This window comes from Treponema sp. SP13, assembly GCF_050938355.1.
Lineage (GTDB): Bacteria > Spirochaetota > Spirochaetia > Treponematales > Treponemataceae > Treponema_D > Treponema_D socranskii.
Genome location: NZ_JADOVM010000004.1, coordinates 236,937 through 252,256 on the forward strand (window position 1 = coordinate 236,937; position 15,320 = coordinate 252,256).

Sequence of the window (15,320 nt, forward strand, 5' to 3'; positions counted from 1 at the left end):
GCCGTCAACTGCATACGTCCCGCGCTTACACTGCGGATATGACGAGCTGCATATCGCCTTCGAATACCGCCCGCCCGTACTCATACGGAAGCATAAAATGGCTTCCTTTCCGAACGGTTTTTCCGTCAACCGTCCCTGCGCCTTCGACGACAGATGCGAGCATAAACTTTTGATCCTGCACGATTTCCGCCCTCCCGTGCACGCCGAGCGTCCACACGGAAAAATACGGACAGCTTACGAGTTCGACGAGGTTTTTATTGATCGTTTTATGCGGATTCTTTTGCGGCAGACTCTCTTCAAACGGCGCCTTTATAACATCGATGCTCTCGGCAATATGAAGCGCGCGCGGCTTCCCGTCGCTTCCCGGTCTATCGTAATCGTAGACGCGGTAAGTGACGTCGCTGTTTTGCTGCGTTTCAAGCAAAAGCGTGCCCCCCTTTATCGCGTGAACCGTTCCCGGCGCAATAAAGAAAAAGTCGCCTTTGTGCACCGGCACTTCGCGGATAAACTCGTTCCAGCGCTTTTGTTCGATCATATCGCGCACTTCACCGCGGTCTTTCGCATTGTGCCCTATGACGATCTTCGTACCGGGCGCGGCATCGAGGATGTACCAGCATTCCGTTTTGCCGAGAGAGCCGTTTTCGTGCAGCTTTGCGTACGCATCGTCGGGATGCACTTGGATGGACAAGTCGCGCTCCGCATCGATGATCTTCGTCAAAAGCGGAAAACGCTCTCCCGCCGATCCGCCGAAAAGCTCGCGATGATTTTTCCAAAGCTCCGAAAGGTGCATACCGGCGAAAGCACCGCCTGCAACCGTGCAGTCGCCGTTCGGATGCGCACCGATAGCCCACGCTTCTCCGACATGACCGCTCGGAAGTTCATAGCCGTATTCTGCGAGGCGCTTACCGCCCCACACCGTCTCTTTTAAAACGGGATTCACAAAAATAATTTCACGCATTGCATTGGCTCTCCGCAGCAAGTTTCGTATACTTTGCGAGCGCATCGTCGTCCTTCGCTTCCGCCGCATAGTAGAGCAGTTTGCCGGCGGCCGGCCGGATATTGTCTTTGTATTTTTCTTCAAAATAATTGATGATCGCGGTATTCAAACTCTTCCGCGTCGATTCGATAATCGTCTTATAGATAACGCTGCGCATCGTCGCATCTTTAAACGTAAAGAGCGTTCGCTTTGCGTTGTCGCAGAGTATAAAACCGCTCTCTTCGAGTTCGGCAAGAGAGTGTTCGACGACACTGTGCGGAATCGTTTCGGAGACAAGGGCTTCCAGCACATCGAGTGAAAACGTCCTGCCGATAACGGAAGCGTTTTTGCATATAACCTGCGCTTCGTAAGACAGCGCATTCAGCTGTACGAGGATCACATTTTCGATCGTATAGGGAATCTTTATATCGTTTACGTGATCGATAAGGCAATAATGTCCGCTTTTATCTTTGCCGATTTTATTACTCGATTTAAGGCTTTCGACGATAACTTCGATGTACATCGGATTACCGCCGGACGCCGCGATTATCTTCGCGATGAGCAATTTATCGGGCGTTTTAAAATCGAGTAATTTTGCCGCAAGCTGAGCGGCTGTCGCATCGCGCAAATGCGCAAGGCGCAGCACTTTCATATTGTTTAAAGAATAGAGACGCTTGATCGTTTTCGATTCGCGCGATACGGGTACGATGAGAATCGGCGCGGTCTTCGGTTTTCGAAACAAGTACGAAAGCAGATGCAGCGAAAGATTATCGCTCCACTGCAAATTTTCAAGTACGATGACAAGCGGGTGATTTTCCGCATAATTCACAAGCAGCGTATACACGAGGGCAAAAAAGTGCTGTTGCTTTGTTGCCGCATCGAGACGCGCCGTCACAGGATTTTCCGCAAAGTTGTAACCGAGCGTCGTCAAAAAATACGATACCCAATTTTTATCGGACGGGAGATCCCGCGCAAATTTATTTAGGACGTGCAGCAAAAGCATTTCGCCCTGCATCGAATCGGTTATACCGACGACGCGCTTTATGATATCGCGCCATAAAAAAAACGGCGTCGAAGCTTCATACGAATACGCCCGGCCGTACATAACGACGGTATCGGCATACGCTGTCATAACGTCGGATGCAAATCGCTCAACGAGATAGGATTTTCCGATGCCGATATCGCCGATGATCGGAGCAAAACACAACTCCCCCGCCCTGCTCCTTTCATACAACGATGCGATCGCCGCAAGTTCTCCGCTCCGCCCGAACAGCTCGGTTTTATGATGTACTTTTCCCGTATCCTTTCTGATCGTCAAAAGGTGATACACGGTTTGCATTTCGGAAAAGCCTTTGAGCATGATGCCGGGCATCGTTTCCGTTTCGCTTATCGTTTCGGTTTTCACCTTTGTCGCTTCATCGATAAAGACGGTAAAAGCTCCGTGGTTCGTCGCGTTCATCATGAGGCGCGCGGCAAAGTTGATCGCATTGCCGACGATCGTAAAATCCTTGCGCATGTTCGCACCGAATTCTCCGGCGTAGACGACGCCCGTCGCAATACCGACGTTGACGATGATCTTACCGCCCTCTTTTTGCTCTTCTTCGATCAATTTATTGGCGAACAGCATCGCCATGCGCTCTTTGTATTCGATCGCGACGGGCATACCGAAAAAGACGGGAAACACGATGCCCTTGTCGCTTAAATCGGGCTTGCCGCAATAGCCGCTGAAGCGGTTTGCGATGTCCTGCAGATCTTTATAAATTTTATTAAGACTCGCATAACCTTCCGCGATCGACGCTTCGCTGACAGCCTGTTGAAAGACGCCGTCGAAGCGAACCATGCAGCACGTTACGTTGCGGTATTCGCCGTCGAAACCCTGCACGTTGTTTTTTATCTGACTGAAGATGATCGGATTTATAAATGAATAGAGGCGGTTGTAAAAACGCGGATTTGTAAACCACGTTTCCACGTCGATATATTCGGGGCGTTCGACCGACGAGGCGAAATCTTCGGGAATATCAGTCAGGTGATAAAACCCTTCCTGCTCGGCAAAGCAGCGCTCAAGTCCCATTTTGCACGCAAGATTCCACACGGGAATACTCACGACGATCTCCTGCGTCGTGCACGCTTCTTCCATTTTGATCGCTTGGATGACGGCTGCTCCGGTAAGCACCGGCGTCATCGAATATTCCGTATCGCCGAGAAATATCTGAAAGATTTCCCCCTGCCCCATACCGATTTTCGGCTTCAGCGTAAAATTAACAAATTCTTCGGAAACAGTATTGTAATTGTTGCTCAGATCGATGATGAGCATCATCGCTGCAAGCGCGCGCCGTAAATTGTTTTCGTCGCTTTCGTCTTTTAATCTGTCGAAGCAGATGAGGATCGAATCGCCTGCAAATTGAAATACGGAGCCGCCGAATCCGCGAACGGTTTCTATGACGACCGAATAGTAATCGGACAGCGTATTCGTCAAATCAGCGACATCGCGCCCGGTTTTCATATAGCCGTCGACGATTTTCGTAAAGCCGATGATATCGAGGTATACCATGACGCCCTGGAATTTTTCTATCGTCCGTTCGAAAAAGCAACAGGGCGATTCGCCCATCATTTTTACGACGCGATAGGGAACATAACGCGTCATAAAAAAAAGCTGTTCGGGCGTTATGTCGGTATCCGTGCGTAAAATGCAGTCGATGCAATTTTCTTTCATTAACAAAAAACCTCAAAAAATAAATTGAACTTTCGGCATCTTTCGTCAGTATAATATAATTCGCCGCGCAACTTCAAGCGTACAATTAGGCGATGTGCAATTAGGCGATTTCAAGCATGATCGTAAAGGGACCGTCGTTTACGAGCGAAACTTTCATATCGGCTCCGAAAATGCCGTGCCCGACAGAGCGGAATCGGCTCTCGCAGTACGATAAAAAATACTCGTACATGCGCTCCGCATAATCGCCCTTCGCCGCGTTTTCAAAGCCCGGCCGATTGCCGCCCCTGCAGTCGGCGTACAGCGTAAACTGCGATACGACTAAAAGTTCGCCCGCAACGTCTTCGATCGACAAATTCGTCTTGCCGTTTTCGTCTTCAAAGATGCGAAGCTTTCGGATTTTTTCCGCGAGTTTTTCGGCGGCCGTTTCCGTATCTCCGTGCGTAATGCCTAAAAAGACGAGAAAGCCGCGTGAAATCGAAGCGCAGCATTCACCGTCAACCGATACCGATGCGGAACTTACGCGTTGAATCAATGCTTTCATTATGAGATTATTCCCTTTGCCGATTCGGCCGATTTACAATTTGTCGATGAGCATGGAACACTTGCCCGACGGAATCGGCAGCGTCTTTTTCTTTTGATCCAGAATATTGATCGTAAAGTAGTAGAGCTTTTCGCTTTCCATTTGGATTTCCCAGCCGCGGCTGCTTTTATTGCTCAATATCGTTATGAGGTTGCGCTTGAGCGACAGATTTTCGATACCCATGATTTCGAGGTTCGGGATAATCCAGTCGACCGTTTTGCGCGGAAGACTTATCGAAAGACCGATGACGTTTTCTATCATCAGCGCAATCGTCGAAAGGCCGACGGTGATGAGATAGTGCGGACGCGGAAAGCCCGAATCTTTTGCCATGGACGCTTTGCCTTCTTTTGTCGGCAGGTACGCTTCGTACACGTCACCCTTTTCTTTCGGATTGTTCGGCATGAGCCCTTCGAGGATATAGTAGAGGTGACGTATGGAGCACTCGCGCGCAAGTTCGTAGTGGCGGTATTTTTCGAGTCCTTTGACGACCATAAAATTGAATGCGGGAAATACGCTGCCGCAAAATCCTTCACCCGATTTTTTAAACGATCTGCTGTCGGCCGAAAGCGTCGGAAACGGATGATCGGTACCGAAAGTTTCGGGATCGTTCAAGTGGGAGATGAGCAGCTCCGCTTTATCGGCGTTCGGGATTTCGGCGAGAAGCGGCCAAAACCCCGCGATCGTTTTTTCGCTCAAACGCTTTCCGTCTTTGTCGAGATCATGATAAAAGTACGTCGCATCGTCCCACATAAGCGAATTGATCCGCGTCTTAATCGAAAAGTACATGCGCCGGTATTGGAAACTCAAATCCTTATCGTTGAGGATATCGCCGAGAGCCGACATGTGAGACGCGTTGATCGCCATAGCCGCATTGAAATCGACGGGGTACACGCTCTTTTCGCGCGGAGCGTTGAACATCGTACTCGCGCTAAACGGGACCGCATATAAGCCGTTTTCCCGTTTAAACGTTTCGTCGAGCCACGCCATGTATTTTTGCAGTTTCGGCATGATCTCTTTGATGCGCCGCTTGTTTGCGGATTTGTGGTAGAGATTGAACTCCGCCCACGCAAAAAGCGGCATGCCGGCGCCTTCGGGATTCGTGCGCGGCAGAACGGGTTTTCCTGTTTTCGCATCGTAACGCCAACGGATCGCACCGTTTTTTTCCTGCTTGTCGTAAAAATAATCGATGTTTTGGCTCGCATTGAAATTACGGTTCGAATACACGAGAAAAAAAGAAGAAAAAATCGATTCGAATTGATCAATGACGCACTTTCCGCTTTCGGGATATAAAAAACAACCGGACGGCGATTCTTTTGACGTCGCAGGGTCGATCCAAAAATCTGCAAGCATCGACCACGTTTTATTATAAATATCTACAAAATCCTGATCGTAAAAATGAATTTTCGGAAAATCGTGTTTATTCACTGGTACTCCTGCAACTGCTGTACGAAAGTAGTCTTTACCAGTATACCACATTTTTATAAAAACGCAAAATATTTTTTATAAAAACGGAGATTTTTTTATTTTCCGTAGCCGGTACATACGACGGATCTACGCAGCGCGCAGATCAAAACGGCAACCGAAAGCGTCGCGTTAAAAGCCGCACGGAAAGCGGCGTTCACCGCCATCCTCCGAATATGCAATATCGCAGGAATATGTGAGGAAATCGATAAAAAGGTATGCATAGTCGGCGCCGTTTTTTCGGAGGATGCGCAAACTGTGTTCATCAGACGGCAAAAGACGGAATTCGCCGTCGAACGCAGGATGAGAGTTCCGAAATCTCATGAGCGCAACGAGCTTTTGCGCAAGAGGAGAAGCCGAAACGCGATCGATTTCATCGAGCGGATAATAATGGCGATTGATATCGCGATGTACGCCCGTTTTATTGCAAAGCTCGAAATCGTTTTTGGCGCCCCACACGCCGACATAATACACTTGCGGAATACCGGGCGCAAAAAACTGCAGCGCGCGTGCGATAAAATATTTGTTATCATCATTACCGCATGCCGAATAATACGTGCAGTTGATTTGATACGTATCGAATCGAGCGAGATCCATACGGATGCCGAATTTTTCATAGAGTTCGAAAGTTCCCGGATTCAGCTCGAAACATTTCCGCCTCGTCGCAAGAAGATCTTCGTCGCTCATCAAATAGCGCGCATCGACGACGCCGATACCGTCGTGCGTGTCGAGCGTCGTAAACTGTTTTCGCGGACAGACGAGGAGCCAATTTTTCAAATACATCGATTTTCCGAAATACAGCGCATTGAGCGTGAGCATCGGCAGTTGAAAATCGTAGGTATAGTATCCTTGCGCTTCCGTTTTTTTCTGTATAAAATAGTGTTCGTGAATTTCAGGAAGAACGGCCACTCCTCGCGGAGAAAGGATTTCATCGCATTCGCCGAGCAGCCGCCAAATCTCTGGTTCGACAAAAAAACAATCCGTACCTTCGCGCTTGGACGCATACGCGACCGCATCGAGGCGGACGATCGAAGCGCCGTGTTCGGAAAGAAAGATGAGATTGTCTTTTAAAAATTTTTTCGCTTCTTCGGAATATTGATTGATATCGATTTGATAATCGCTGAACGTCGTCCACAGTTTTTCTTTCGAACCGTTGGCAAATTCGGCTTCGATATACGGAATATTTTTGCGTTTATAGAGCCTGTCGATATCTTCGGCAGTCGGCTCCCCCTTCGCCCAAAAATCTTTATAACGGATAAAAAAATCACGATAGCGCGAAGCGTCTTTTTTTGCCAAAAAATCTTTATACATCGTGCTCGCCGACGAAAGATGATTTATCATGTAATCGTACATGAGATAATATTTTTTTCCGAGAGAGGCGATATCGTCCCACGTGCCGAATCGCGGATCGACCTCTTTGTATGTTAAGGGTGCAAACCCGCGGTCGGCCGACGATGGAAAAAACGGTAAAATATGGAGACCTCCGACCGCTCCGTCCAAATACCGCTCAAGCACATATTGGAGGTCTTTCAGATCGTTTCCCATGCAGTCGGCATAGGTAATGAGCATAATCTTGTTTGCGATTTTTTGCGGCATTAGAAGCCCTCCGTATTCAAAATAATTATGCGACCCTCTAAAAATTTCAATCGGGTTTTCGAAAGCGCCTCGCTAAAATCCGCACGAAACTTCCGCTCGGTACCGCCGTCACTCTGCAGATTCGGGAGACGCGTTGCCGGTCGACATCGGGATATTGCCTTCGGGCAGCGCGCTTGCGGGAGCGGACGGCTCGGGCGGAGGAGCTATGACATTACCGGCCGCATCGGTTTCAGTGATCGTCCTGCGCTCGGCAGCTTCGCGCGCCGCATCGGAATAGATAAAGCGTATCGTCTCTATCTGCGATTTGTGGCGCGACTTCAAGAGCAGCGTATTCGTATCCGCTCTGTACACGTAGCCCGACGAGTTGTACGTTTCGAAGCGAGGATCGGTGCGGAATGCCATATCGTAAATGTAAATCGTTCTGAATCGCCGTATGCCGTTTATGATAACGTAATGCGTATACGACTGCGGAAAATCTATCGTCACCGTAACCGTTCCCCTGCCGTCGTTTTGATACGTCATATTCGCAGCGCACGTCCATGCCCATACCGCATCTCCGCCGTCGAAACCGAGCAGCGCAAAATGCGGATAGTACGGATTGTCGTGCACGACGATCGGATACAAAGCGGCAAGCGTACGGAGATCGAACGAGGCGCTTTCCGCAAGGTACGAATTTAATATCACGTAGCCGCCTCGCTCGAGCGCCGCCTCTCCGGACGCCTGCCCATAACGCACAAGAGCATCTCCTATTTCCGCCGCTTGAACGACCGATACGAAAGCGCCGTTTTCGGAAATCGTAATCCGCTCGTTTTCAACGGAACAAGACTCGGTAATTTTATCGATGCAGACTTGAGCGGCGCTCTGCACGATTGCCGCCAAATCGGCGTTTTTGGCAAGAAGCAAATCGTAAGCCGCGAGAATCGATGCCGCCTGCGAGACGGTAAGCGAGTTCGCATCGGCAGCGGTCGCCAACAGAGTTCTGACTGCGTCCGATCCCGGATGCATACACATATAGTCGACGATGCCGGAAACGGAAAACGCGTCGATCGTATTTTGCGAAACGATATCGCGGTAACGTGCGATCTGCTGTTCGAGCGAACGGTTCATCGTCGCAAGCGTATCGAAATACGGAGACGAAAGATAGGTACGCTGTACGCCGCGCCTGAACGAGGAAGGCACCGCGTTGATCGCTTCATTGTAACGGCCGCGCTCGGACATAGCCGCGACAAACGAAACGGCTTCCTGTTCGGTGATATCCTGCTGACCGGCAAACGCCGCTATTAAATTTTGCTTTAAAGCGACGATCGTTGCCGAATACGCGCTCCGCTCCGCAGACGCAAAACGAGATGTGTTTTCAAACGAGAATTTTTTCGTCGCATCGTAATACGAATACGACGCGACGGATGCGCGGTCGGTAAATGCAACCGCGCCGCCTGAGATTTCAGCCGCTTCAAATTCCCATCGGCTGTTTCTGATATCGAGCTGTACGTGCGTATCCGTCTCGGAAACGACCGCGGCTCCCGGAACGATTTCGTAGTGCAGACGCAGGTCGGCGGCGTTTTCCGGAAGGGAAGCGTGTACGGTCAAGCGCTCTGCTTCCGCGCTGCCGGTCACCGAAAACGAAAGCAAAACGCCGTCGCTGAACGAAAATTCACAGGAACGCGGGGTCGGCTTTTTCCACGATACGAGCGCAAGGTTTCGAGGCGTCCGCTCGCCGCGCACGGCAAGTGTCAAAGGATGCGTATCGTCGGCCGTAAACGTAATGCCGTTAAACGACACGATCATCCGATTTCGCAAAACACCCATACCGTCGTCTCCGCGCGTTTCGGCAAGCGATATGCGAAGATTTCCGATCTTTTCCGATATGACGGAATCACTCCTAAATTGCAGGATAAAAATGCCGACAATTATAACGATATACGCAAAAAGGAGCCCAAGTGACTTCCGGACAAAATTCCTATACATTGCCGACAGTGTACCCAATGGCGCAAGGAATTGCAACCGCCGGTGTAATTTTGCTCTTTTTTATGTATTATATATGAGAAAACAGTAAGGAATACACGATGAAAAAATCCCTCAGCCGCGTAGGCGGCATATTCGCAGCCGTACTCACCGTATTGTTTATATCGTGCGCAAGTACGCCGAAAAGCGGGCAAAACGCAAACGGCCTGCAGAAAAGCGCAGAAGCGCTTTCTCCTCCGCAAAGTACGAAAGCCGTTCCCTCCGAAGGAACGGAGATGCAGACGGAAAAGCCGTCCGATACGGTTAATGCGGAAACGGGCGGCACGGAGAGCAAAGCCGAAATTACCGAAGTGAAAGCATCCTCTCCTTCCGTTACAGAAGAGCCGACCGCCGTACAGAGCGAAGAGACGGTCGTTCCTGCGGATGTCGCATTCGTTCGGCACCTGCAATCGTATCTTGCAGCAAACGATACGGACGGCGCGCTCGCATCGTTTGAAAATCTTCCCGATGCGCTCAAAGAAAACACGGAAATCGAAATCCTCCGCGCATCACTCCTTCTTTCGGCAGGGCGCACGGAAGAAGCGAAAGCCGCAGGTGAGGCGCTTTTGGAACGGGATGCGGACAATATCGACGTGCTCGAACTCAATATGCAGACAGCACTTGCATCGGGCGACAAAAGAAAAGCGGACGCATTTATCAAACGTCTTCTCGCTTCCGATCCGAACAATGCGGCGGCAAACATCGCGCTCGCCGAGCAATATGCGCTCAAGCACAAATTCAAACTTGCAAACGCCGCATACAAAAAAGCCCTGCAGAGCGAAAGCGGCAATATCGACGCGCTCTTCGGTTTCGGACAGACAGCGTTTTATATCGGCAACATAGCCGAAGCGAAAAAATCCTTCGAAACGATCCTCGCAGAGGACGCTTCCCATGCGCTTGCCCTCTCGTATTTGGGGAAGATCGAAGCCGACGATAATAATTATCTTCGAGCATCGGCATACATAGAAAAGGCAATTGCAGTCGACGATTCGAATTACGACTTTTACCTCGATTTGGGAACCTACCTTCGCTACCGCGGCAAATTCGAAGAAGCGGAGGCTGCGTGGACAAGAGCAATCGCGCTCGATCCGTCGTATTTTCTTGCATACGTGTACCGGGCAGGGCTCTACGACGAACAAAAAAAATATAAAGAAGCGCTCGCCGATTTTAATAAAGTCGCCGAAACGAATCCCGCCTATTTTTACGCATACAAAGATATCGGCCTGCTCGAATGGCATGAAGGGAATTGGGCGGCGTCACGCACCGCGTTTCAAAAAGCGTATTCGTACAACAAAAGCGATTTTTCCTATGTGCTCATGACAGCCGCCGCGTATCTCAAAGAAAAAAACGTCATCGACTGCAAAAAATTTTTAGCGCAGACGATGCGCGGCTTTGATCGCACATCGCTCGCCTACGAAATGATGCGCCTCTATCACGATCAGGGCGGATTCAACGCGGAAAATTCGCTCAGGCTCAAAATCGATAAAATCGACAAACCGTCCGAGCGCGGCAGGATGTGGTACTACATGGGATTGTTCTACGAGCTCAAAGGTTCGGCAAAGCTCGCAAACGAATATTATTCGAAAATTATTAAAATGCAAGCCCCGATGTTTTTCGAATACCGGCTTGCCGAATGGAGCCTCGGAAAGTGAGCAATACACAAAAAACGATTTTACTGAACGGACGGACGATTACGCTGCTTGGAACCGCGCACGTTTCAAACGAAAGTATACAAGAAGTGACGGACGCGATTAAAAAGCAAAAGCCCGACTGCGTCGCAATCGAGCTCGACGAAAAGCGCAGCCGTTCCATGACCGATCCCGAAAGCTACCGTAAGCTCGATATCATCGCGGTGCTAAAGCGTAAAGAAGGTTTTTTGCTTTTGGCAAATTTGGTACTCGCGTCTTTTCAAAAGCGGCTCGGCGAAAACGTCGGCGTAAAACCGGGAGACGAAATGCTCGCCGCAATGAACACAGCTTCCGAACTCGGCATTCCGTCGATCATGGTCGACCGGCCGATAGCCGTAACGCTCCGTCGGGCATGGGCGAAAAATTCGCTGTGGGGAAAAAGCAAATTGATTTCCGCACTCATCGCAAGCGCATTCGACAAAGAAAAAATATCGCCCGAACAGATCGAAGCTTTGAAAAAATCGAATGAAATGGATTCGATGATGACCGAGCTCGCAGAATATTTGCCCGCGGTAAAGGAAGTGCTCATAAACGAGCGCGACCGCTACCTCGCTTCTCGCATTTGGGAAGCAAACGGCGACCACGTACTTGCAGTCCTCGGTGCGGGGCACCTTCCCGGCGTAGAAGCGCACCTCAAAAAAATCGCAGCCGGAGACGAGACGACCGACACGAGCGACATCGACCAAGCGCCGCCGAAAAGGGGGATTGCAAAATACGCCGGCTGGCTCATCCCGCTCGCGATAATCGCCCTCGTCGCCCTCGGCTTTGCGCTCGGCGGAAAGCACGTCGGAAGCGAAATGATCGGAAGCTGGATACTGTGGAACGCTTCTCTTGCGGCGCTCGGCACGCTTGCGGCCGGCGGACACCCGATTACGATTGCGGCCGCAGCCGTAGGAGCTCCGGTCACGTCTCTCACACCGGTTATCGGCGTCGGACTCGTCACGGGCATCGTGCAGACGTATTTTTGCAAACCGAAAGTGTCCGATATGGAAAATCTTCAAACCGATGCCGGAAGCATAAAAGGCTGGTACCGCAACCGCCTCCTTCGCGTGCTCCTCGTGTTTTTGCTTTCGACACTCGGAAGCTCTGCCGGCACTTTTATCGCGGGAGCCGATATCGTAAAATCTTTCGGCGCGTTTTTTGCCGCGCACTGAGCATTGCCGAAAAAGCACTCGGCTTTTTCGGCAGTCTCTATATTCCGAACATCAATCAAAACCTTCACCGCCCCCGCTCTCGCGGCAGCGCGATAACGCCCGCGAAAACACAGTTTTTTTACAGCACCTCTTGACAGAATAATTGAACAGCGTTAAATTATCATTGTTTACAAAAATCTTACAAGGAGGCGACATGCGGAACGCGAATCCGGAAATCGTTCCGGCGATAAAGACGAAAACGCTTGAACTGCTCATGCACAAAAACCCCGACGAGATCGCCATGCGCGATATTGCCTCGAATTGCGGAATTACGGCGGCAAATATCTACCACTATTACAAAGACAAAGACGAACTCTTTCAAGCGATCAGTCTCGATTGCTTAAACGAGCTCAACGCCCGAATCGCAGACGGGGCGAAAGGTTCGCGGCCCGGCAAAAAGCGGCTGTACGGCGCGATCGATGCGTTCCGCACATGGTGCTTTGAAAATCCGCGGAGAGCGCTGCTGGTCATGCAGGGTATCGAATCGGCATCGGATGCGGACGATAAAATTATAGAACGGTATTATGTGTGCAACAGAACCGGAACCGCCCTGCTCAAAGAATGCGTTCAAAGCGGTATCGCGCGTTCGGCGAATCCCGCCCTCGACGTGGGTGTGCTCGTTTCGGGATTGTGGGGCTGCATCGAATCGGTCATCTTAAAAAAAATGCGATAAAAAATATTGGAATAACGGAAAGCGATATACGGATCGCTTTATCGCTATATGGATGAATGCAATTTTTGGAGGTATATAATGAAAAAAGCATGTGCAATTATGGGAATCCTGCTTTTGGGCACGGCGCTTTTCGCAAGAGAAGCGACCGTCAGTATCGGAGCCGGAAAAAATTGGAAAGAAAAGATGGCGTCTCAATGCGCCGTTTGGCTTGAAGATGCGAACGGAAACTACGTGCGCACGCTTTACGTCACGCAGCGCGCAAGCAAGCGTAATTGGATCGTCGGTCCGAAAGCCGGCCGGCCGGAATCGCTTCCGGTATGGTACCATGCGGCGCACTACGAAAGCGCGAAAGGCGCTCCGGGCAATTCCGACGTGGACGCCGTAACGGCCGCAACGCCGAAAGGAGGTGTCGTGTTCACCGCCGAAATCGGCGACGGAACATACGTTATCAAAGCGGAGTTCAACACGAGTTTCGACTACAACGATTTTTATACGAAGAAAAATTCCGGCGTCAACGGCCAGCCTTCCGTCGTATACGAAGCGAAGATTCCTTCGGGTGCCGGCGGTGAAATCGCGCTTTCACTTACGGGAACGGGATCCGAAGACGGCAGCGACGGAAAGATTTACACGGACGTTTCAAAATTGACGACGGCGAAAACGATAGTCGATAAAGTCATCGTAACCGTGCGATAAACGCCGCACGGACTGCCGATCAATATCCGTCCGACATCGCGCGGTTGTTATCTTTGATGCACAACTCGTCGTACACGAGGCTCCGCTTCCTAAGCTCTTCTTTGAGCGCTTGAGGGAACGGCATATTGCGCCAAAAGATGCCGCGCACTTCTTTATCGAGCCGCTGCACGCCCGTTGATTCTTTTGTCATCCACAAGATGTAGTCTTCGATAAAGAATTGTTTGAGGTCGCCTTTTAATTTTTGCCGATCGATGTATTGATAATATTGTCCGGTAAGACCTTCTTCCATCCAATAATACGACGCTTTTTCTTTTGCAACCTGCCAACGAAGGTCTGCAACTGCGGTCAACACGGCTATGTGCAGATCGCGCGGATACATCGGAATAACGATACGCCCGCGGCTCGTCACGAGATTATAGCGGTCGAAAGGCTGCCAACAAAAACCGCGGTCGCCGTAAGTCGGCACGAGCAGCGTATACGGAATGATTCTGTTCGGTACGCTTTTGTGAATGCGGCAAAACGCACCCGGGTCGATCGATTCGATCCAGCGCATAACTTCGAGCACGTTTTCGCGCGTACCCGTTCCCTTTTCGGTGCAGTGAAAAAATTCGCGCGTAAAAATCGGAAACTGATTTCCCTGCCGACCGACCGTCATCTTTGCCATCTGACGCACCGTATCGAATTCGGTTTTCAAATCGCCCGTATTCATTTCGACGATTTCCGGTCCAGCATCGAGCTTTTCCTGTACGCTGTCGAAAATACCTTTCGCTTCTTCAAACTCCCGCAAATTTTTTGAAAGCTCTTTGTCGTTGCGCGAAAGGTTTCGCAGCTTGTCGCTTATCTCGGAAAACTCGTGCTTTTGCGATTCGGTATACGGCGCGAGATGCGGTTCGAGCCCGAAATACGGCTGGTGTTCGCATATATCGTTGACTAGACGCTTCAGTTCGATTTCGAGCATCTCGCGTTCGTGCTCTTTCATCGTGAGCATACTTTCCGCGCTTTGCAGTTTGCCGGAATTTTTCGACTGCAGCTGCATGAGCCGCGTCTGCTCCTGCATCTGTGCTTCATCGGGATTTTTGCTGATCTTGCGCGACGACGGCGGCTCGTCCGTCATTGAAATATTCATACGGCCGGAGAGGACTTCTTTAAACCATTCATCCATGTAAAGGATCGGTTCGTTCGTCAGATTTTCGAATATGATGCGCGAAAAAAAATCCTTTTGTTCGGGCTTAAAAAGCGACGGAAGCAAAACGCCGAAACGCATAAGCATACGTTTGGGCATGGGTAAACGTATATTGCCCGATTTTTCCGACATACCGCGCAACAATTCCCAATACGCCGAAATAATATTTTGGCGAAAAACCGAACGATCTTTCGGATCCTGGCTCGTAAGATATTTTGAAAGCTGCACGTGCACGCGCTGCGCCGATTCGTTTTCTCCGGAAAGTGCCGTTTTATAATACTGCGGGTCGTCGAAAACATCGGACGGAGCATCGTTCAACATTTTTCCCTGCGGTCCGAAAGCTTTGATGCCCAGATCGACATCGTGAATTCCTTTCGGCACTCTCCGTTCGGAGGCGTCGTCAGTTTGCGTTTCGGGCAGTACATCCGCCTCTGCCGTATTCGATTCCGCTTCGCTGATTTGATGCGACCGTTCCGCTTCCGCAAGCAACGCCGCGATTGACGGATCCAATTCCTGTTCGTCCATGCCACACTCCGTTTTTTTGATATCAATTACAGTATACC

General features: G+C 50.3%; 11 protein-coding genes. 4 read left to right on the forward strand and 7 right to left on the reverse strand.

All coding sequences use genetic code 11. From position 1 onward, the window contains the following. Window positions 1-25: 25 nt before the first annotated feature. The 6 genes from IZU26_RS09015 to IZU26_RS09040 form a co-directional block, all read right to left on the reverse strand. Window positions 26-958: a type I phosphomannose isomerase catalytic subunit gene (locus IZU26_RS09015; RefSeq protein ID WP_433278451.1), complete on the reverse strand. Its 933-nt coding sequence runs from the start codon at window positions 956-958 to the stop codon at window positions 26-28. Further along, window positions 951-3,689, reverse strand: a complete 2,739-nt coding sequence (locus tag IZU26_RS09020) for an AAA family ATPase (protein ID WP_433278452.1) — start codon at window positions 3,687-3,689, stop codon at window positions 951-953. Before IZU26_RS09020 ends, IZU26_RS09015 begins: the two co-directional genes overlap by 8 nt. Before the next feature lie 100 nt (window positions 3,690-3,789). Then, entirely contained in the window at window positions 3,790-4,230 is a 441-nt protein-coding gene (dtd, locus tag IZU26_RS09025) for a D-aminoacyl-tRNA deacylase (RefSeq protein WP_433278454.1), read from the reverse strand. Window positions 4,231-4,263: 33 nt separating this feature from the next. Beyond that, the gene (locus IZU26_RS09030; protein ID WP_021330303.1) at window positions 4,264-5,694 is read right to left on the reverse strand and encodes an MGH1-like glycoside hydrolase domain-containing protein; all 1,431 of its coding nucleotides are present in this window, start codon (window positions 5,692-5,694) and stop codon (window positions 4,264-4,266) included. 168 nt (window positions 5,695-5,862) lie between these two features. Next, window positions 5,863-7,326 (reverse strand): sucrose phosphorylase, encoded by a 1,464-nt coding sequence (gene gtfA, locus IZU26_RS09035; RefSeq protein WP_433278457.1) that lies wholly within the window; start codon window positions 7,324-7,326, stop codon window positions 5,863-5,865. Window positions 7,327-7,434: 108 nt separating this feature from the next. Next, a complete protein-coding gene (locus IZU26_RS09040) occupies window positions 7,435-9,132 on the reverse strand; it encodes a hypothetical protein (RefSeq protein ID WP_433278459.1) in 1,698 nt (565 codons plus the stop codon). Window positions 9,133-9,389: 257 nt separating this feature from the next. Between IZU26_RS09040 and IZU26_RS09045 the strand changes: the two genes are divergently transcribed. The 4 genes from IZU26_RS09045 (at window position 9,390) to IZU26_RS09060 (ending at window position 13,574) form a co-directional block, all read left to right on the forward strand. Next, the gene (locus IZU26_RS09045; RefSeq protein ID WP_433278461.1) at window positions 9,390-10,979 is read left to right on the forward strand and encodes a tetratricopeptide repeat protein; all 1,590 of its coding nucleotides are present in this window, start codon (window positions 9,390-9,392) and stop codon (window positions 10,977-10,979) included. Further along, window positions 10,976-12,169, forward strand: coding sequence for a TraB/GumN family protein (locus IZU26_RS09050; protein ID WP_433278463.1), 1,194 nt, complete (start codon window positions 10,976-10,978; stop codon window positions 12,167-12,169). The genes IZU26_RS09045 and IZU26_RS09050 overlap by 4 nt, the downstream gene beginning before the upstream one ends. Before the next feature lie 193 nt (window positions 12,170-12,362). Beyond that, complete coding sequence (locus IZU26_RS09055) at window positions 12,363-12,881, forward strand: TetR/AcrR family transcriptional regulator (protein ID WP_433278465.1); 519 nt, start codon at window positions 12,363-12,365, stop codon at window positions 12,879-12,881. A 78-nt stretch (window positions 12,882-12,959) separates the two neighbouring features. Beyond that, window positions 12,960-13,574 (forward strand): DUF2271 domain-containing protein, encoded by a 615-nt coding sequence (locus IZU26_RS09060; RefSeq protein ID WP_433278467.1) that lies wholly within the window; start codon window positions 12,960-12,962, stop codon window positions 13,572-13,574. Between the two features lie 19 nt (window positions 13,575-13,593). Here IZU26_RS09060 and IZU26_RS09065 read toward each other — a convergent pair whose 3' ends face one another. After that, the gene (locus IZU26_RS09065) at window positions 13,594-15,282 is read right to left on the reverse strand and encodes a hypothetical protein (RefSeq protein WP_433278469.1); all 1,689 of its coding nucleotides are present in this window, start codon (window positions 15,280-15,282) and stop codon (window positions 13,594-13,596) included. Between the last annotated feature and the right edge of the window lie 38 nt (window positions 15,283-15,320).